Origin of the sequence: Streptomyces sp. NPDC102259, assembly GCF_044766465.1 — a bacterium.
Lineage (GTDB): Bacteria > Actinomycetota > Actinomycetes > Streptomycetales > Streptomycetaceae > Streptomyces.
This window is the reverse complement of the sequence record NZ_JBIWMA010000019.1, coordinates 1-19198: the sequence shown is the minus strand read 5'-3', so window position 1 is coordinate 19198 and position 19198 is coordinate 1. Positions and strand designations below refer to the sequence as shown.

The following is a 19198-nucleotide window of genomic DNA, read 5'->3' as shown; positions in this document are numbered from 1 at the left end:
TATTTCCGAAGTGCCCCGGCGCACGCACAGATGAGGATTGCGGACGAAGCATGAGTCATGCGCGCAACCAAGGCGGCGATCCCTGCCCGACACTGCTGCTGAAATCGTTCAGACACCGGGTGGCGGGACCTCTGCTGCCGGTCCTGATCCTCCTGGCCATCATGCTCGTCGGCCTCTTCGGCGACGCGGGGATGGTCTGGCTGCCCCTGCTGTCGGCAGGGCCCGCGCTGGCCGCCACGACCAACGGTCCACGCGGTGTCCTCTGCGTCGGCCTCCTCGCCGCGGTGGTCGGCGCGACGCTCGGCGCCCGGGTCGGCGCCCCCGGCCGCGAGGTGGCCGCCGTACTGGCCGCCCTGGTGGCCGTCACCCTGGCGAGTGGCCTGGCCAGCGCGCTGCGCGGGCGCCGTGAGCGGGTGCTCGCCGACGTCCGGTCGGTCGCGGAGGCCGCCCAGCACGCGCTGCTCAGGCCGGTGCCGGCGACCGTTGGTCCGTTCGAGGTCGCCGTCCGTTACAGCGCGGCGGCCGCGGAGGCCAGGATCGGCGGCGATCTCTACGCGCTGGTGCCCACCCCCTACGGCGTACGGCTGATCGTCGGTGATGTGCGGGGCAAGGGACTGCCCGCCGTGGGGACCGCCGCACTCGTCCTCGGCGTCTTCCGGGAGGCCGCCTACGACGAACCCGATCTGCTCGCCGTCGTGGACAGGATCGAGCGGAGCCTCGCACGCAACCTCGGCACCGACGACTTCGTGACCGCCGTGGTCGCCGGATATCCGCGCCCCGGCCAGCTGGAGCTGGTGAACTGCGGACACGCGTCACCGCTGCTGGTGGGCGCCTCCCGAGGCGTCGTGGCGGTGGAGCCCACGCAGCCCGCCCCGCCCCTCGGGCTGCGCGCCCTCACCGACCAGAGCCCGAGCCTTCAGGTCCTGCCCTTCGCCGACGGCGACCAACTGCTGCTCTACACGGACGGCGTCATCGAGGCCCGGGACCGCGACCGGGAGTTCTACCCGCTCGTCGAGGGCCTCGAGCGCCACCTCTGCGACGATCCGGCGAGCACGGTCGGCGCGATCCACGACGAACTGCTGGCGCACGTCGGCGGACGACTGCACGACGACGCGGCGCTGCTCCTGATCCGCAAGCCTGCCGCCGCCCCCTCGATTCCCCAACCGGCTCCCCCCGGACAGCTGTTGGGGGACCGGGCGGTGTGACCGTCGTTACCGCTGTGACGGCTGTGACGGCTGTGACGGCTGTGCCGTCCGGACGCCGGGGCCGGCTACTCGCCCCGACGGGAGCGCATGCCGCCCGACCCGCGCGACCCGCTGCGGGATCCCGCCCGCACCGCCGGAAGAATCGCCACGCTCCTGCGTGCCGCCGACGCCCTGGCCGCCAGCCGCCTGAACCCCGCACGGCTCCACGGCTTGTGGCTCCACTGCCTCACGGCTTCGTGGCTTCGTGGCTTCGTGGCTTCACCGAACGTGCACACAGCTGCACACGGCTCCACGGGAACTTAAAAGTTCAAACGCTACGCTCGTCGGCAGTTCGAGTGGCAGAAGAAGCCCCTACGGCGCGCCGCTCGCTTCCCCCCCTGTAACAGGAGACGCGCGTGCGCGACGGCGACATTGTGGTGATCGGCGGCGGCTACGCGGGCGTCCGGCTGGCGAAGCGACTCGACACGACGGCCCGGGTCACCTTGGTCGACCGCAAAGAGGTGTTCTTCCACCGCATCGCCTCGCTTCGGGCCGGCGTGCGTCCGGAGTGGTCGGTCACTCCCTTCATTCCGTACGACCGGCTGCTGCGCGACGGCCGGGTGGTCGTGGGCAAGGCGGTCCGCATCGACACCGCCGAACGGCAGGTCGTCCTGGCGACCGGCGAACGGCTTCCCTACGACGTCGTCGTGATCGCCACCGGCGCCGACTACCCCGAACCGGCCCGCTTCACCGGCACCACCACCGAGGAGACGATCAAGTCCTTCGCCGGCCACCAGCGCAAGATCGCCGCCGCCGAACACGTCCTCGTCGTCGGCGGTGGGCCCTCCGGCGTCGAGCTCAGCGCGGAGATACGCCTGGCCCGGCCGGACGCCCGGGTCACCCTCGCCCACGCGGGGGCTGCGCTGCTCGACTCCGCCACCGGCGAGCGGGCCGGACGCCGAGCGCTGGCCTGGCTGGAGTCCCACGACGTGGAGGTGCGCCTCGACTCGTTCATGTCCCCCGGAAACGACTTCGGCACCTATCGCGACGCACGCGGCAACGTCGTCGACGCGGACCTCTCCTTCTGGGCGACGGGCACCACCCCCAACACCCTCTGGCTGCGGCTGGCCGGACACGGCGACTGGCTGAACGCGGCCGGGCACATCAAGGTCGACCGGAGGCTCAGGGTCGAGGGGCGCCCGGACGTGTTCGCGGTCGGCGACGTGAACGACGCCACCGAACTCAAGATCACCCCGGCCGCGCTGGCCCAGGCAGATCTCGCCGCGCACAACATCCGCGTGCAGCTGAAGAGTTCCGGCAGGCACCGCAAGGAGCCCCGCCTCTACCGGCCGGTCCAACGCACCCCGCTCATCGTGCCCTTCGGCCCCGCCGACGGACTGACCGTGCTGCCCGTGCCGGGCGGCGAGAGCGCCGTGCTCGGCAGCCGCACCTCCGTACTGGCGAAGGCGAAGACCCTCATGACCCCGTACATGAGGCGCCAACTCGGCTACAGCGCCGGCTGACCCGCCCGCCCCGGGCCGCCCCGGCCGTCGGACACGGCCGTCGGCCACCGCCGGGAAACCGCTTACCGGGCTCGACTCGCCGCACGGAGCTGCCGAAATGGCCGAAACGGCATGGCAGGCGACAGCAAGCGCTCTCAACTTCCCTGCCAGGGAGAAACGTTCGCCTACGTTGGTGCCTTGATCAGCTACGTAGCCGTGCAGGAGGCTTTGCCGTGTCGGACCCCACCACCCAGACCACCGCGACCGCCGGAGCACCCGGCCGGATCGACACGTCCAAGCCGCACTCGGCCCGGTTCTGGAACTACTTCGTCGGCGGCAAGGACAACTACGAGGTCGACCGGGAGATCGGCGACCACATCAAGGAGATCTTCCCCGGCCTCGTCGACGTGGCGGTCACCAGCCGGCACTTCCTGGGGCGGGCGGTGCGTCACCTCGTCGGCGAGCAGGGCATCCGCCAGTTCCTGGACGTGGGCACCGGTCTGCCCACCGCCGACAACACGCACCAGGTGGCACAGGGCGTGGCCCCGGACGCCAGGATCGTGTACGTCGACAATGATCCCGTCGTCCTGGCTCACGCACACGCCCTGCTGACGAGCACGCCGGAAGGCAGGACCGCCTATCTGAACGCGGACCTGTACGACCCGGAAGCCGTGCTGGAAGCCGCCGAGGCGACGCTCGACCTCTCCCGGCCGGTCGCCCTGATGATCCTCAACACGCTCGGCCATGTCGGCGACTACGAGCAGGCACGCGACCTCGTCCGGCGGCTCATGGCGGGTCTCCCCTCGGGCAGCCACCTGGTGATCAGCGACAGCACGGCCACCAGCGAGGGCATGATCGCCGCGTCGGAGGCGTACAACGCGAGCGGTGCCGTGCCCTACTACGTGCGCGCCGTCGAGGAGATCGGCGGTTTCTTCGACGGGCTGGAACTGGTGGAACCAGGGATCGTCCAGGTGACGAAGTGGCGTGCGCACCCGGACGATCCGGCCAACTTCGCCGCCGTGGACGCCTACTGCGGAGTGGGACGCAAGCCGTAGCCGCACGTCCGGCCCCGGATCATCACCCTCGGGTTCCCGCCCCCCACCCCGGATTCCCGCCGCCGGCTCACCGGGGCCGGGAACTCACCCAGCGGATGGTGCCGGCCCCTGCTGCGGCCCCGGCCGGCGACTCGATCGGCTTAGGCGGGACTGTTCTTGCCGTTGGACAGAAGGTGTTGTGGATCAGCTGGTTCCCTGAGTCGCAATTTTTTCCGCGACCCGGAGTCCGCTGAGTATGGCGGCGTCCATGTTGATGTACGAGTAGGTAGCCAAGCGACCGGCTGGATGGATCAGGTTTCGATGTCCCTGTCCACGGCGCGTGCGAGGTCGTCCACGGTGGATCCGTCACCGAAGCACTTCAGCAACAGGAACGACATGCTCGGACCGGCGTGGCCCGTGATGAAGAGGTGTGCCGGCAGGCCCCTTCGTGCCGCGTTGCGATACCACTGGATCTCGTCCCGCAGCGTCTGCGCGTGCCCGAATTCCACCTTCACCACATACGTCTCGCCGTCGGCGAGAACGTAATACAGGGTGGAGGGTGTGTTGTGCGAGTGCAATTCCGAAAGGAGTCGGTCGCCCAGTATCTTGGTCAGTGCGGATTCCGCTCCGAGGGCCGGATGTTTCGTCTGCTCCAGCAGTTGCCGGGCCAGAACATGCAGTTCCCCATGAGGACGAAGCACGCGAGACACCCCCGTTTCCCCAACCGGCCCGCAGGCTGAACGGCCATCGGTAACTCGTCCTAGCAGCCGGCGCTTCGCACGAGGTCGACGAGATCGAAGCGGTTCCGGGCCGCCGACAGTTGCTCCCCCAGATCAGCGGCGGCACTTCGGTGGCCCGGCTCATCGAGGATCTGCCGCACACTGTGCAAGAGCTCCGCCGCAGTGATCTGCAAGGACCAGTGTCCGGCCAGAGGTATCGATGGATGGACGGCGTCGTCGACCCGCCATTCGAGCGGACGGTAGTAGGCGGGGTACAGCAACCCCGCACCGTACTGCTCGACCCGTACCGCCCAGGCGGCCTCCGACGACGTCCAGGGCAGACACAGCACCGGAACGGAACGCTCCAACGCGTGTACGAGAGTGGTTCCCCCGTGTGTGATCACCAGATCCGCCTCGTCCAGGAGAGCCAGATACTGCTGCGCCGGGACCATGCCCAGGAACGTGTCACCGTCGCGGAAACAGCGTGAGTATCGCTCGCCCCCCAGGACGGCGAACTCGACGTCGTGTTCGGCCCGCACCATCGCGGCGAGTGCCCGCGGGTAGGCCGAGGCCGGCCGGTTGTTCCCCTCCGCCAGGTACGAAACCACAAGCGGCCTGCGGCGTCGTCGCCGATTCGGTCGGGCCGGCGGTGTCATGATGGGGCCCACATGGACGCTGTTCGTGGATTGCTCCACCGGGTCCAGCAGCGGGCAACTCGGTATGAGGACGAGGTCTCCCTCGAATGTCTCCCGTTCGTCTTCGTAGGGGGGCAATCCCCACCCCTCACGAGTGCGGTTGAAGCTGTCCAGACACTCCGGAAGCGGACGGTCAACCAATTCGTGGCGTTTCCACGAACCGAGTGCGGGCCCTGAACGCAGACCGTGTGCCATCGCCAGGGAGACCACCGGTACGTGAGCCGCGTCGGCAGCGGTCCGGAGGGTGTCGTGGTAGTCGTTGATCACTACGTGGGGTCGGAACGCGCGCAAGACCTCGAGCATCTGGCTGGTGTTCGCCGTGATGAAGCCCGGGTCGCCGAAGCCCAGAGCGAGGCGGCGCTGCGCGTGTCGGAAGGCATGCGAGTACATGGGCATCGGCTGAGGGGTTCGCGACACTTCCGGCCGGTTGTCCACCTCGGCGATGTCCGCCTGAGGAGCGAGCGCGCGTACTCGGGCTGCTTTGGCCCTGCTCGAGATGATCAGGCAACGGTCGCCCCGTTCGTGCAGGAGCGTGGACAGATGGGCCACCCGTGCCAGGTGGCCTTCCCCGCCATCCCAAAAGGACAGCACTATCCGCAAGGCTCTTCCCCCCGACGGTGCTCGCTGACTGGCTGCCCATGATTCTGCCCAGTTGTCACGCGATGCGTACGCGAGTCGGGTCTCAATTGCTGAGGTTCCCGCGCGTATCCGCGACGGGCTCGGCCTTTGTGTGTCGCGCTGTCGCCCACCAGCGCCAGTCCAGCGATGGCTCCTGAGGGGGGCCGGAGAAGCGATCAGGCTCCAGCCTGCGGTGAATCGTCGCACCGGGCGGCGTTACGGCACGGTCGTGATGAACATCGCCAACACCGCGGTCGCGCGCGGCATGATCGGCCACGCACGGGGAGGCGGTGAGCCGATCTCCGACGACCGGGCCGCCGACGCGGGCGGCGCGCAGACCACCGACCCGCGCCGCGTGATCGGGGGTCCGATCCTGCCAAGGAGACCCCCGCCGCGCCGGGCATGTCGCGCTGACCGTGTCCCTCCAGGTCGTCCCCGCCTGCCGGGACGGCTTCACAAGCCCATCGACCGGTGGCCCCGGCCCGACGTGCCGGGGCGTGGGGGCGGCGTGATCCTTGGGGTGGCGGACCGGTTCGGCCGGAACGTCGGAGCAGGCCGAAAGGATCACCATGCGCCGCTATCCCCCCATCGCGGACCACGGGCTGGTCGGAGATCTCCAGACGGCCGCGCTCATCTCGTCCGACGGGGTGGTCGACTGGTTCTGCGCTCCGCGCTTCGACTCGCCGAGCCTGTTCGCCGCGTTGCTGGACCACGAGCGGGGCGGTCACTTCGCCATCACGGTCGACGGGGCGGACGTCACCACCCGCCAGCTGTACCTGGCAGACACCGCCGTCCTGATCACCCGCTTCCTCACCCCCGACGGGGTCGGCGAGGTCGTCGACTTCATGCCGGTCGAGCGTCCGGAGACCGCGACGGACCGGCACCGTCTCGTCCGGGTCATGCGGGTGACCCGTGGCCGGGTCCGGTTCGCGCTGGCCTGCCGCCCGCGCTTCGACTACGGCCGTGCCGTCCACCGCCTGGACCTGCACCCGGACATCGCGCACTTCTCGGGTCCGGGCACCGACGCGTTCCTGCGGAGCGCGGGGCCGGGGACCCTGCGACGGGACGCCGAGGACGTCCAGGGCGTCGTCGAGCTGGGCCACGGTGAGCGGGCCGCCGTGGTCCTGACCGTGTGCGCAACGGGAGCCGAGCCGCCCGCCCCGCCGACCGTCGAGAGCCTGCGGGCGGATTTCGACGGGACCCGGGGCTTCTGGTACCGCTGGCTCCGCCGCAGCCGCTACCGGGGCCGCTGGCAGGACACGGTCAACCGGTCCGCGATCACGCTGAAGCTGCTCACCTACGCCCCCACCGGAGCCCCCGTCGCGGCGGCGACGGCCGGCCTGCCCGAACAGCCCGGCGGCGAACGCAACTGGGACTACCGCTACACCTGGGTGCGTGACGCCTCCCTCTCGATGCAGGCCCTGCTCGGACTGGGCTTCACCGACGAGGCGGTCGCCTTCCGGCACTGGCTCGGGGAGCGTGTGCGGGCCGGCCACACGGTCACCGGCGAACCCCTCCAGATCATGTACCGGATCGACGGCGACCCCCACCTCGCCGAGGAGACCCTCGATCACCTGGAGGGCTACCGCGGTTCGGCCCCCGTCCGTGTCGGCAACGGCGCCGCCGACCAGCTCCAGCTCGACATCTACGGCGAGGCGGTGCACGCCCTCACCCGCACCGACGACCTCGCCCACGGCGCGGGCTACGACGGGTGGCTGGGCCTGGCCGGGCTGCTGGACTGGCTCATGGAGAACTGGGACCGCCCCGACGAGGGCATCTGGGAGACCCGGGGCGGCCGGCAGGACTTCACCTACAGCCGCGTGATGTGCTGGACGGCCTTCGACCGCGGCATCCGCCTGGCCAGGGACTTCGCCCGCCCCGCCGACCTGTCCGGCTGGACCGCCGCCCGGGACGCCATCCTGCGCCAGGTGATGGACCGCGGCTGGAGCCCGCGGCGCGAGGCGTTCGTCCAGCACTACGGCAGCGAGGTCCTGGACGCCTCCCTGCTGCTGATGCCGGCGGTCGGCTTCATCACTCCGCGCGACCCGCGCTGGCTGTCCACCCTCGACGCCATGGAACGGGAACTCGTCTCCGACAGCCTCGTCTACCGCTACGACCCGGCCGCCTCGCCCGACGGACTGCGCGGCAGCGAGGGCACCTTCTCCCTGTGCAGCTTCCTGTACGTCGACGCCCTCGCCCGGGCGGGCCGCGTCGACCAGGCCCGCTACGCCTTCGACAAGATGCTCACGTACGCCAACCATGTCGGCCTCTTCGCCGAGGAGATCGGCCCCACCGGCGAACAGCTGGGCAACTTCCCGCAGGCGTTCACCCACCTCGCCCTGATCGGTTCCGCCCTCGCGCTCGACGAGGAACTGGCGCGCACGCAGCGCTGAACCGCCGTGCGCTCACCGGGAGTTCCTCAGTCGGTTCCGGGTTGGACGAGCTTGAAGAAGAGGCGGGCGGCGGCGCGCCGGGCGGAGCGGCGCAGGCGCACCGGGAGCGGGCGGGCGGCCGCCGGCGCGGGGGGCGGTGCCGGCCAGCCGGGGGAACAGCGCCTCCGCGTTGGCGCGGTTGACGGCCGCGCGGGTGCCGGGGTCGACGCCGCTGTCGAGGCCGTTGGCGAAGTACTGGCCGGCGGGCACCGGCGCGAAGGGCCAGTCGCTGCCGAACAGGACGTGTCCGGGGCGGGCGAACGCGAGCAGGGTGGGCAGGGCGGCGGGGCTGGAGGACAGCGCGGTGTCGAAGTAGAAGCCACGTAGGTCGTCGAGGATGTCGAGTGGGCTGCGTCCGGTGTCGGCGGCGAGGGCGACGGCCATGGGGTGGGAGGCGTAGGGGACGAATCCGCCGGCGTGGCTGAGGACGAACCGGATGTTCGGGTAGCGGCGCGGGACACCGCCTCGGACGAGGAGGTAGGCGGCGCGGGTGGTGTCCAGGAGGAAGTCGGCGGCGAAGGGCGGGATGCCGTCGACGGCGGGGGCCGGGAGGTCGGCTGGGTGGACGAACACGACGGCGCCGTGTTCGTCGAGGATCCGCCACAGCGCGTCCTGGCCGTCGGCGCCCAGGTAGCTGCCCCGGTTGTTGGCGAGCAGGGTGACCCCGTCCGCCCCGAGCTCGGTCAGGGCCCGCGCGGCCTCCGCCGCCGACGCGTGAACGTCGGGCATGGGCAGTGTGGCGAACCAGCCGAAGCGGCCTGGGTGTGCGGCGGGGAGGGCGGCGGAGAAGTCGTTGAGGCGTCTGGCCAGGTCCATGGCCTCGCCGGGGTCGGTGAGGAAGCCCGTCCCGGGAGTGGAGACGGAGAGGATCGCCGTTTCGGTGCCCAGCAGGTCCATCAGGTCCAGGGCTGCCTCGGGGCTCCAGTCGGGCAGGGCTCGGCCGCCCGCCTCGGCGATCCCGGCCGCGGCGAGGGCGTCCCGGTAGAGGGGCGGGACGAGGTGCTGGTGCACGTCGATCCGACGGGGCGTGGTGGCCATGGGGCGACCTCTCGGCTTTCTCGGGTGCGCGGTTCACCTGCCGTACCGGCACTTGACCGTCTCTGGCGTCGAGCTTAGCGTAGCGACTGTTCCAATTGGAGTAAACGCTACATCAAGGGCCGCAAGAGCCGCGGGACGGACGACAGTGAGGTGGCCTGGTGAACGGAATCAGGGCCGATGAAAGAGCCGAGGACAGCGCGTACGACGTGGCCGTGATCGGGTACGGGCCCACGGGGGTGACCGCGGCGAACCTGCTGGGCGGGATGGGCCTGCGGGTCGTCGTGGTGGAGCGCGACGCGGAGGTCTTCTCCCGGGCCCGGGCGATCTCCACGGACGAGGAGGTCATCCGCATCTGGCAGCGCATCGGCCTGGCCGACCGGCTGAAGCAGGACATGCTGGCCGGGCGGGCCCTCGACTTCGTCGACGCGCGGCCGCGCCTTCCTCGGCGCGAAGCCCACCCCGCGCGGCCACGGGCACCCGCCGCAGCTGTTCATCTACCAGCTGGAGCAGGTGCTGCGTGACGGCGTCGACCGCTACCCCGACGTCGAGGTGCTGCTGCGGCACGAGTGCCTGCGGCTGCGCCGGTCCGCGGACGGGGACGGGGACGGGGACGGGGTCGAACTGACGGTGGTCGGCGCCGACGACTCGATACGCCGGCTGCGCGCCAGGTACGTGATCGCGGCCGACGGCGGTTCCAGCCTGACCCGGGCGCAGCTGAACATCGGCTACGAGGGGCAGACGTACGAGGACCGCTGGGTGGTCATCGACACCGAGATGCTCAAACCGTGGCCGGACCACGACCGGTTGCGTTTCCGCTGCGACCCGGCCCGGCCGGCCGTGGACTGCCCGACCCCGCTGGGCCATCACCGGTGGGAGTTCCCGATCCTGCCGGGGGACGACGAACGGCGGCTGACGACGGACGAGGCCATCCACGCCATGGTGGCCCGGTACGGGATCGACCGCGACAGCGTCAGGATCGTCCGGGCCACCGTCTGCAGCCACCACGTCCGCTTCGCCGCGCGGTTCCGGGCGGGCAGGGTCTTCCTCGCCGGAGACGCGGCGCACGCGATGCCCCCGTGGATCGGACAGGGCATGGCCGCCGGGGTGCGGGACGCGGCCAACCTGTGCTGGAAGCTCGCCGCCGTGCTGCGCGGCGAACTGCCGGAGTCGGTGCTCGACTCCTACGAGGCGGAGCGCAAGCCGCACGTCAAGGAGGTCACCCGGCGGGCGGTGCTCACCGGGCGGATGATCACCGAACGACGTCTCGCCGTGGCCGGCGCCCGCAACGTGGCGCTGCGGGCCGGGTCCCGGGCGCCGGGCCTCAGCGGCCGGCTGGTGGACTCGAACTGGATACCCGTAGCCCGTTACGCCAAGGGCCTCCAGGCCCGTCCGCGCACCAAGGCGTCCGGGCGCCAGATCCCGCAGCCCTGGGTGACCGGCCCGGACGGCGTCCGAGTCCGCCTGGACGATGTGCTGGCCGGCCGCTGGCTGCTCCTGCACGGCGCAGTCCCCGCCCCGCAGCCGGCCTGGGACGGCGCCGGCGTCCCCTCCCTGACCGTCCTGCCGGCGGGCTCACACCCGGCCGAGGGCGCGGTCGTCGACAGCGACGGTGCGCTGACGGCCTGGCTGGCCGCACACCGCGTGGCCACCCTCGCCCTGCGCCCGGACGCCTACGTCTACGCCGCCGCCCCGGCCGGCGCCCCGCTCCCGCCGCCGCCGACCGGATTCGCTCCGGCGACGCGCGCCACCACCGTCTCGATCACCCCGTGAGGACCACCCTCATGACCACCCCCATCACCACCCACACCGAACCGCCCGCCCTGCGGGAGTCCCTGCTCGACGTCGGCGGCAAGAAGATCTTCGTCGCGGAGACCGGCGACGGCCCGCCCGTCCTGCTGCTGCACGGCGGCGGCCCCGGCGCCTCCGGAGTCTCCAGCTACCACCGCAACATCGCGCGATTGGCGAAGGAGTACCGGGTCGTCGTGCCCGACCTGCCCGGCTACGGGCACAGCACCAAGGGCATGGACGCCGCCGACCCCTTCGGCCGTCTCGCCGACGGCATCCGCGGCCTGCTGGACCGGCTCGGCATCGAGCGCGCCCACCTGGTCGGCAACTCCTACGGCGGCGCCTGCGCCCTGCGCCTGGCCCTGGACACCCCCGACCGCGTCGACCGCATGGTCCTGATGGGGCCCGGAGGCATCGGCACCACCCGCGCCCTGCCCACCCCCGGTCTCAACAGTCTGCTCAACTACTACTCCGGGGACGGGCCTTCGCGGCTCAAGCTGGAGAAGTTCATCCGCAACCATCTCGTCTTCAACGCCGCCGACGTCCCGGACAGGGTCATCGACGCGCGCTACCGGGACAGCATCGACCCGGAGGTCGTCGCGGCCCCGCCGCTGCGCCGCCCGTCCGGTCCGAACGCGCTGCGCACCCTCTTGAAGATGGACTTCACCCGGGACGCGCGGCTGGCCCGGCTGTCCGTGCCGACGCTGGTGCTGTGGAGCGCGGCCGACAAGGTCAACCGGCCGTCCGGCGGCCGGATGCCGGCCGCCCGCATGCCCAACTGCGACCTGTACGAGGTCGCCAACACCGGCCACTGGGTCCAGTTCGAACGCGCCGAGCAGTTCAACCGGCTCTGCGCCGACTTCCTGGCGGGCCGCCGATGAGCAAACACGCGTACGCCCACCCACACCCACACCCGCACCCGCACCCGCACCCGAACGCGTCCGTCTTCGGCGCGGTCCACCTCGGCTACCTCGTCGTCGAGACCGACCGGTTCGCCGACTGGCGTCGCTTCGGCGCCGACGCCGTCGGCATGCACCACGACGACCTCGACACCGATCTGATGCGCTTCCGCCTCGACGACCAGGAATGCCGGTTCCTGCTGCGGCGCGGACCCGCCGAGGACGTCGTCGCCATCGGCTGGCACCTCGACGACCACACCACCTTCGAGGAGATCGAGGCCCGGGTCCGCGCCCACGGCGTCCCCGTCCTCCACGGCACCGCCGGAGAGGCGGCGCAACGCGGCGTCGAACGCCTGCTGCGCTTGCCCGGGCCCAAGGGCATCACCCAGGAGATCTGCACGACACCGCTGAAGTCGGCGCGGCCGCTGCGGATGCTCGCCTCCGGCTGGGTCACCGGTGACGGCGGGCTGGGCCATGTCGCGATCACCTCCACCAAGCCGACCCTGATGCGCGGCTACCGCAACACGGTCTTCGACGCCCGTCTCACCGACTACATCGACGAGACGATCAGCGGCGTCAAGCTGAAGATCCGGTTCCTGCGCGTCAACGAGCGCCATCATTCCCTCGCGATCGCCGCCGTCCGGGGCCTGCCGGTCGACCCGGTCCGCACCCGGGTGCAGCACCTCAACACCCAGGCCGCCACGCTCGACGACCTCGCCCGCAGCTACCAGCGGACGCACGAACTCGGTTTCGAGATGGCGCTGTCGGTGGGCCGGCACACCAACGACAGGGAACTCTCCTACTACGCCCGCACCCCCTCGGGCTTCGAGTGGGAGGTCGGCTGGAACCCGGTCGTCGTCGACGAGAGCACCTGGCAGCCCACCACCCACCAGGGGATCAGCGTCTGAGGCCACACCCCGGTCGGTCAGACGATCGTCGACGGACTCGACCGGTTCCGTCTCGGCGCGCTCTCCCTCGCCCATCCGGAGAGGACCGTCCCGGCGCTCAGCGGTGGGGGCATCCCCGACGACTGACCCGTGCGGCCGAACCCGCCGTCCCGGGCCGGACGAAAGCGTCCGGGCCGGGCGGAGGCGGGGTCCCCGCGTCCACGCGTACGTCTGGAACGACCGCTACGGGAGACGTGGTCACCACTTCCGTCGGTCCTTCGGCCGACCAGGTCCGGCAGGCGTCGCCGCACCCGGGTGGAACGCCTCCCGACGAGGCCTGCGCTCCCGTACGGCGTAACGTCGTCCTTGTGGACCTGACGGCTGCCGGTCTCGTGTCCCGTGTCGTACGCGAGCTCGGTTCGCGAGCTGACGAGCTGATCGCCGAGGTGGAGCGTGGCCTGCGGCGGGAGCTTCCCGAGCTGTGGGACGACCCCGACATCGCGCGCATGGCGGCGGAGAACGTCGCCGATCACATCGCCGCCGGACTGTTCGGCCTCGAACACGCCATCGAGCCGAGCCTGATCGAACCACCACCCGCCGACGTGGACCGCTCCCGCCGGCTGGCCCGGCACGGCACCCCGCTCGGCACGATGCTGCGGGCCTTCCGGCTGGCGCAGGCCATCGTCCTCGACCGGCTGCTCGCGGAGATGCCCCGGTTCACCGACGACGCCGAGCTGGTCAGCGCGGCCACCCGGCATGTGATCGCGACGTCGGCCGCGTACGTGGACCGCACCTCGGAGCAGGGCGTCGTCGCGTTCCAGGAGGAGCGGGACCGCCGGCTGCGATGGCGGCTGTCGATGGTGAACGAGGCGGGCGTGCGCATCGGCACCACCCTGGACATCGGCCGCACCACGCAGGAGCTGGCCGATCACGCGGTCGAGCACTTCGCCGACCTCGTCACCGTCGACCTGCTCGACGCCGCGCTGCACGGCGACGAATTCCCCGACGAAGGCCCCCTCCTGCTCCGCCGGACCGCGTGGGCATCAGTGACCGACGGCGATCCGGAACCGGGCGCCGCACCGCAGCAGCTCCACATCTGCCCGGAGGGCTCGCCCGAGGCCCGCGCCCTGGCCACCGGGCAGCCCGCCAAGCACCACGGCGACCCGGCCGACGCCGACGCCCCCCGCATCCACTCCACCCTGGTCGTGCCGCTGCGCGCCCGCGGCGCCACACTCGGCGTCGCCCGGTTCTCCCGGCACCACAACCCCGACCGCTACGACGACGAGGACCTGCTCCTCGCCCAGGAGATCGCCGCCCGGGCGGCCGTGGCCGTCGACAACGCCCGCCGCTACAGCTACGCCCACGCCACCGCCCTCGCCCTCCAGCGCAGCCTGCTTCCGCACGGCGCGCCGCGGCAGTCCGCGGTCGAGGTCGCCTACCGCTACCTTCCCGCGGGCGACCGGGTCGGCGTGGGCGGCGACTGGTACGACGTCATCCCGCTGTCCGGCGCCCGGGTCGCCCTCGTGGTGGGCGACGTGGTCGGCCACGGCATCCACGCCGCCGCCACCATGGGCCGCCTGCGGACCGCCGTCCGCACCCTGGCCGACATCGACCTGCCGCCCGACGAACTCCTCACGCACCTCGACGACATCGTCCTGCGTCTGTCCGAAGAAGCCGCCGGCGACGTGGACGGCGACGGTTCCGACGACGTGGGCGGCGCAGTCCCCGACGACGTGGACGGCGAAGCCACCGGGGACATGGGCGCCACCTGCCTGTACGCCGTCTACGACCCCGTCTCCCGGCGCTTCACCCTGGCCCGCGCGGGACATGTCCCGCCCGCCCTGGTGACCCCGGACGGAACGGCCGAGATCCTGGATCTGCCGCCCGGCCCGCCGCTCGGCCTGGGCGGCCTGCCGTTCGAGGCGACGGAGGTCGAGCTCCCGGAAGGCAGCCTCCTCGCCCTGTACACCGACGGCCTGGTCGAGCCCCATGACCACGACGTCGACGCCGGTCTCGCCCGGCTGCGCCACGCCCTCGCCCAGCCGGCTCCCTCCCTGGAGGCGATCTGCGACAACGTGATCGAGACCCTGCTGCCGGCCCGGCCGGACGACGACGTCGCCCTGCTCCTGGCCCGCACCCGCGCCCTGGGCGCCGACCAGGTCGCCACCTGGGACGTGGCCGCCGAACCGGCCGCGGTCGCCCGCGCCCGCTCGGACGTGGCCCGGCAGCTGAGCGACTGGGGCCTGGAGGGACTCGTCTTCACCGCCGAACTGGTCGTCAGCGAACTGGTCACCAACGCGATCCGCTACGGCCAACCTCCCATCCGGCTGCGTCTCATCCGCGACCACGCCCTCCTCTGCGAGGTCTCCGACGGCAGCAGCACCACCCCCCACCCGCGCCGGGCCCGCGTGTTCGACGAAGGCGGCCGGGGCCTGCTGCTGGTCGCCCAGCTCGCCGAACACTGGGGAACCCGTCACGCCCGCCGCGGCAAGACGGTCTGGGCCGAACTGAGCGACTCCGCCGAACTCCCGCTGTCGGCGTTCGCCTGAGGCGGGCAGCAGCGGCGGCGCGCCCGGAACAGAGCGTGACCGCCCTCGCCTCGGGCACGGAATCCTCCTGCTCGCCTTCCCGATAGAACCCCCGGGCCTGGGCACACGCTCGATGATCTTCGATTTGCGTACCCGGGAGGAAGCACCGCCATGGCCGTACCCCCGCACGTTCCGCAGCCCGCGCGTAGTCCGCGACGGTTCGAACTCCGTTCCACGGCCGTGTACTTCGTGCTGCTCGCCATCCTGCTGACGCTGCTGGGCACGGTCGCCCGCACCGCCATGGCCGCGGCGGAGAGCCGCCCCGGCTGGGCTGTCGCGCTCGTTCTCGTCGGTGCCGCCAGTGTCGTCGCCGGCCGTCGCGGACGGCGCGGGATCTCGGCGAGGAGGCTCGCGCGCCGCACCGCGAAATCCCTGGAGGCGGCCACGGAGACGGTGGTCGAGGCGCTCGAGACCGCGCCGCCTGCCGTTGCCTCGGGCCCGGCCGTGTCGCGGACGGAGTTCGTCGGCGGGGGACCCGACGTGGAACCGACGATCCCGCTCGATCACCCCCTCGACCAGCTCTCCGGCCTTCCTCTCGACGACGGCCCGGCCGCCACCGAGGAGATCGGTTACGAGGAGCTGGACCCCTATGAGTTCGAGGAGGCGATAGCCGAGCTGTGCCGTCGCGACGGCTGCACCGAGGTGGAGGTCGTCGGCGGGGCCGGCGATCTGGGCGCGGACGTCGTGGCGAGGACGCCGGACGGTCGTGTGCTCGTCATCCAGTGCAAGCGGTACAGCGACACCAACCGCGTCGGCTCCCAGGACATGCAGCGCTTCGGCGGAACGTGCTTCCCCGTGCACGGGGCCGAGGTCGCGGCGGTCGTCACCACCGGCGACTTCACGGCGCCCGCCGTCGAGTACGCGGAGCAATGCGGCATCGTGTGCGTGGACGGCGAGGACCTCGTGCGTTGGCAGGACGCGACGGGCCCGAGGCCGTGGGAGCGGGAGTTCGTGGCGGGCTGAACCGGTGACGGTCCAGAAGATCCGGGTGTACGGCGAGAGAGGCGGCGAGCGGTGCGCGGAGAAGCCGGAGGGGAAGCGGGCGGAGAAGCAGGCGAGGAAGCGGGCGGCGGCGGAAGGGGCGTTGCGGAGAGCGCGCCCGCCTTGGTGGTGCGGCACCGGCCGGCCGGCTCGCCGGGCGCCGCGGTCGTGGTCCTGCACGGCGGCCGGGAGCACAGCCGGGAGGCGTCGCGGGGGTGGCACCTGGCCGCCCTGCGCATGCGTCCCGTGCTCCGCGCGGCCGTGGCCGCGACGGACCGCCAGGACGTGCTCGTCGGCGAGGTGCGCTACCGCTACCGGGGCTGGAACGCGACCGCCGACCCCGTGCACGACACCGTAAGGGCCCTCGACGAACTCCGCCGGACGGTCGGCGAGGTGCCCGTGACCCTGGTAGGGCACTCGATGGGAGGCCGGGCGGCGCTACGGGCGGCGGCCGACCCCGCGGTGCGCGGCGTCCTCGCGCTGGCGCCGTGGTGTCCGCCCGGCGAACCCGTCGAACAGCTCGGCGGGAAGCGGATCGTCGTCCTGCACGGAGATAATGACCGGGTGACCGATCCGGGGGAGTCCGCGGACTACGTCCGGCGGGCCCGGCGGACGGCGGCGCAGGCAGGTCTCGTCCTGGTCCGACGCGGTGACCACGCCATGCTCCGGCGCTGCGCCGACTGGCACCGGGCCACCGCCGCGATCGTCGCCCAACTCCTGCGACCGGAGCGGGTGATGGAGGGCCTCGCCGGCGAGGCCTGCGCGGCGGACGGCCCCCTGCCGTGGTGACAGCAGCGGGACGTGACTCCGTCCGGAAACGGGTCGCGCCGAGGGCGGCCGGGACACGTCCAGGCCACTTCGTCGCGGCCCACCGTGACCGCTATGGGCCCCCCATGGTCACCCGCGCCCGGGCCATCGGGGACAATACGATGACGTCACCGCGGGCGGTTCCGCTGTCGAACCGTCAGGAGACGTCGCAAAAACGCCGGTTCGCCCTGTCGGATCGTCGGCCGTGTCCGAAGCAAGTCCTGCCGTGTCGGCCTGCCCGACCGTCCACGAAAGCAGAGCCACCTCGGTGATCCCCGTCTTCGACGACACCCCGATCTACCACCGCCTCATCACCGAACGCGGCGACGTGCCCGCACAGGTGAAGGGCGAGGCCGAACGCATCAAGCGAGACCTGGACCGGGTCATGAGCGCCCCGTCCTCCTTCACCCCCGGCCTGCCCGCGCAGCGGTCGTTCTTCTCTTGAAGCTCTGAGACCTGGCCCGCTGACCAATGAGCAGCGGGCACGCCTGGTGCCCTGTCTTCCATGCAACGCGGGGAAGACAGGGCGTCCGTTCGTTGACCACCCGGTGTCCACGCGCGGCGGCGGGACCGAAGACGCCGGATCAAGCACACGATCCCGGGTGTGAGTAGTGCGGCCGGACGGCGCCGACTACGACGCTCCGCACCTGGCCAGCGCGGTTCGCGCCAGCCCGCGCAGCCAGGCGTGGGCGTGGTCGGTGTCGTAGCGCTGATGCCATGACAGGTATATCGGTGCCGACGGCAGTTCGAGCGGGAGGGGGAGCACGACCAGGCCGAGGTCGGCGACCGCTGACCTCGTGGTGGCCTCGGGGACGCTGATCAGGATGTCGGAGTCGCGCGCGAACTCCAGCGCGGCCGCTTCCGTGGGCGCGGTCGCCACCACGCGGCGGGTGAGGCCGAGCCGGGCGAGGGCGTCGTCGATGGCGTTGCTGAGGTTTCCACGTCGCGAGACGGTGACGTGCTCAGCGGCGGCGTACCGCTTTGCGGTGACGGTGCTGACGCCGGTGAGGGGGTGCCCCTGCCTCACGACGATGACGAGGCGGGTCTCGCCCACGTTCTCGGCACGGATGTCCGGTGCGCTCGGGCGGTTGGCGTTCGCCTCCAGGTCGACCTCGCCGCGCCGCAACTCGGGGGTGTCGGTGCTCGATTCCGCGACGAAGCGCAGTCGCACGCCCGGCGCCTGTCCGCGCACGGCCGCGAGCAGTGCGGGGCCGCTCAAGGCGACCAGGGAATCGTGCCAGCGGAGTGTGAACGTGCGCTCCAACGTGGCCAGATCGAGTTCGCGGCTCGGTGCCAGCACCCCCTGGACCTGGTGCAACAGCTCATGCACCTGTTCCCGGACGGCGATCGCATACGGCGTCGGGGTCATCGTGCGGCCGGTGCGCACCAGGATCTGATCCCCGGTCGTGCGCCGAATCCGGCCCAGACTCCGGCTCATCGCGGGGGCGGTGACATGCAGGCGCGCCGCCGCTCCGGCCACACTGCCCTCTTCCAGCAGCGCGTCGAGGGCGGCGAGCAGGTTCAAATCCAATTGCATTTGAGTAATCCTAGCCGTGCCTGACATGCATTTGAAGTTAATCGCAGCGCTGCATACCGTTGAGGCGAAAGCGCAGGAAAAACCGCGCAGTTGGGCCCTCGACCGGCCTCAGCACCCCTCCTCAGACGGGAACGCCACCATGTCCGAAACGCTCCAGACCACCGACGTCGCCGTCTCCGACGCCTACCTGCTCGCCCAGACCGCGATCGCCGTGCGTGAGGCGGGTTCGGCGCTGCGCGAGCGCTTCGGCGAGGTGGTCCGTTACCAGAGCCGCGAAGAGCTGATGCGCGCGCTCGCCGTCAACGACGACACGGCTCTCGGCATCCTGCGCCCCGCCCTGACGCGCCTTCGCCCGGAGGCCGGCTGGGTGGAGGACGAGCTGGACGGCGGGGCGCTGCCGGCCGGCGAGTGGTGGGTCGTGGATCCGTCCGAGGGCAACGTCAACCACCTGCACGCCCTGCCGGAGTGGGCGGTGACCGCCACCCTCGTGCG

At 71.7% G+C, this 19198-nt stretch carries 13 protein-coding genes and 3 pseudogenes; 12 read left to right on the top strand and 4 right to left on the bottom strand.

Going from position 1 to position 19198, the window contains the following annotated elements; all coding sequences use genetic code 11:
* The first annotated feature begins 161 nt into the window (after positions 1–161).
* The 3 genes from ACIRPU_RS32975 to ACIRPU_RS32965 all read left to right on the top strand — a co-directional run bounded on the left by ACIRPU_RS32975 (position 162) and on the right by ACIRPU_RS32965 (position 3741).
* Positions 162–1205, top strand: coding sequence for a PP2C family protein-serine/threonine phosphatase (locus ACIRPU_RS32975; protein WP_403874155.1), 1044 nt, complete (start codon positions 162–164; stop codon positions 1203–1205).
* 395 nt (positions 1206–1600) lie between these two features.
* Positions 1601–2707, top strand: coding sequence for an NAD(P)/FAD-dependent oxidoreductase (locus tag ACIRPU_RS32970; protein ID WP_403873940.1), 1107 nt, complete (start codon positions 1601–1603; stop codon positions 2705–2707).
* A 212-nt stretch (positions 2708–2919) separates the two neighbouring features.
* Positions 2920–3741 (top strand): SAM-dependent methyltransferase, encoded by an 822-nt coding sequence (locus ACIRPU_RS32965; RefSeq protein WP_403873938.1) that lies wholly within the window; start codon positions 2920–2922, stop codon positions 3739–3741.
* Positions 3742–4031: 290 nt separating this feature from the next.
* Here ACIRPU_RS32965 and ACIRPU_RS32960 read toward each other — a convergent pair whose 3' ends face one another.
* Positions 4032–4430, bottom strand: a complete 399-nt coding sequence (locus ACIRPU_RS32960; RefSeq protein ID WP_403873936.1) for a hypothetical protein — start codon at positions 4428–4430, stop codon at positions 4032–4034.
* 50 nt (positions 4431–4480) lie between these two features.
* A complete protein-coding gene (locus ACIRPU_RS32955) occupies positions 4481–5734 on the bottom strand; it encodes a glycosyltransferase (RefSeq protein WP_403873934.1) in 1254 nt (417 codons plus the stop codon).
* A 587-nt stretch (positions 5735–6321) separates the two neighbouring features.
* Between ACIRPU_RS32955 and ACIRPU_RS32950 the strand changes: the two genes are divergently transcribed.
* Positions 6322–8145 carry a glycoside hydrolase family 15 protein gene (locus ACIRPU_RS32950; RefSeq protein WP_403873932.1) on the top strand — a complete coding sequence of 608 codons (1824 nt, stop codon included), beginning with the start codon at positions 6322–6324 and terminating at the stop codon, positions 8143–8145.
* A gap of 12 nt (positions 8146–8157) precedes the next feature.
* Here ACIRPU_RS32950 and ACIRPU_RS32945 read toward each other — a convergent pair whose 3' ends face one another.
* The gene (locus tag ACIRPU_RS32945) at positions 8158–9222 is read right to left on the bottom strand and encodes an amidohydrolase family protein (RefSeq protein WP_403873930.1); all 1065 of its coding nucleotides are present in this window, start codon (positions 9220–9222) and stop codon (positions 8158–8160) included.
* Between the two features lie 158 nt (positions 9223–9380).
* Between ACIRPU_RS32945 and ACIRPU_RS32940 the strand changes: the two are divergent.
* From ACIRPU_RS32940 to ACIRPU_RS32910, 7 genes and pseudogenes are all read left to right on the top strand, one after another.
* Positions 9381–10992 (top strand): annotated as a pseudogene (locus ACIRPU_RS32940) (bifunctional 3-(3-hydroxy-phenyl)propionate/3-hydroxycinnamic acid hydroxylase).
* 11 nt (positions 10993–11003) lie between these two features.
* Positions 11004–11888, top strand: coding sequence for an alpha/beta fold hydrolase (locus ACIRPU_RS32935; protein ID WP_403873928.1), 885 nt, complete (start codon positions 11004–11006; stop codon positions 11886–11888).
* Positions 11885–12940, top strand: a pseudogene (locus tag ACIRPU_RS32930) (VOC family protein). Before ACIRPU_RS32935 ends, ACIRPU_RS32930 begins: the two are co-directional and overlap by 4 nt.
* Before the next feature lie 221 nt (positions 12941–13161).
* Positions 13162–15342 carry a SpoIIE family protein phosphatase gene (locus ACIRPU_RS32925; RefSeq protein ID WP_403873926.1) on the top strand — a complete coding sequence of 727 codons (2181 nt, stop codon included), beginning with the start codon at positions 13162–13164 and terminating at the stop codon, positions 15340–15342.
* A gap of 150 nt (positions 15343–15492) precedes the next feature.
* Positions 15493–16344: a restriction endonuclease gene (locus ACIRPU_RS32920; protein WP_403873924.1), complete on the top strand. Its 852-nt coding sequence runs from the start codon at positions 15493–15495 to the stop codon at positions 16342–16344.
* 141 nt (positions 16345–16485) lie between these two features.
* Entirely contained in the window at positions 16486–17151 is a 666-nt protein-coding gene (locus ACIRPU_RS32915; protein ID WP_403873922.1) for an alpha/beta hydrolase, read from the top strand.
* 223 nt (positions 17152–17374) lie between these two features.
* Positions 17375–17614 carry a hypothetical protein gene (locus ACIRPU_RS32910; protein ID WP_355708070.1) on the top strand — a complete coding sequence of 80 codons (240 nt, stop codon included), beginning with the start codon at positions 17375–17377 and terminating at the stop codon, positions 17612–17614.
* Positions 17615–17800: 186 nt separating this feature from the next.
* Here ACIRPU_RS32910 and ACIRPU_RS32905 read toward each other — a convergent pair whose 3' ends face one another.
* Entirely contained in the window at positions 17801–18706 is a 906-nt protein-coding gene (locus ACIRPU_RS32905; RefSeq protein WP_403873919.1) for a LysR family transcriptional regulator, read from the bottom strand.
* A 139-nt stretch (positions 18707–18845) separates the two neighbouring features.
* On the opposite strand from ACIRPU_RS32905, the pseudogene ACIRPU_RS32900 reads away from it, so the two are divergent.
* Positions 18846–19198: pseudogene (locus tag ACIRPU_RS32900) on the top strand (3'(2'),5'-bisphosphate nucleotidase CysQ); the annotation flags it as partial.

Bases quoted from the DNA above. Each gene is read 5' to 3' on its own strand.
- ACIRPU_RS32905 (WP_403873919.1), bottom strand. From the start codon at position 18,706: ATGCAATTGGATTTGAACCTGCTCGCCGCCCTCGACGCGCTGCTGGAA.
- ACIRPU_RS32975 (WP_403874155.1), top strand. From the start codon at position 162: ATGCTCGTCGGCCTCTTCGGCGACGCGGGGATGGTCTGGCTGCCCCTG.
- ACIRPU_RS32950 (WP_403873932.1), top strand. From the start codon at position 6,322: ATGCGCCGCTATCCCCCCATCGCGGACCACGGGCTGGTCGGAGATCTC.
- ACIRPU_RS32935 (WP_403873928.1), top strand. From the start codon at position 11,004: ATGACCACCCCCATCACCACCCACACCGAACCGCCCGCCCTGCGGGAG.
- ACIRPU_RS32920 (WP_403873924.1), top strand. From the start codon at position 15,493: ATGGCCGTACCCCCGCACGTTCCGCAGCCCGCGCGTAGTCCGCGACGG.
- ACIRPU_RS32945 (WP_403873930.1), bottom strand. From the start codon at position 9,222: ATGGCCACCACGCCCCGTCGGATCGACGTGCACCAGCACCTCGTCCCG.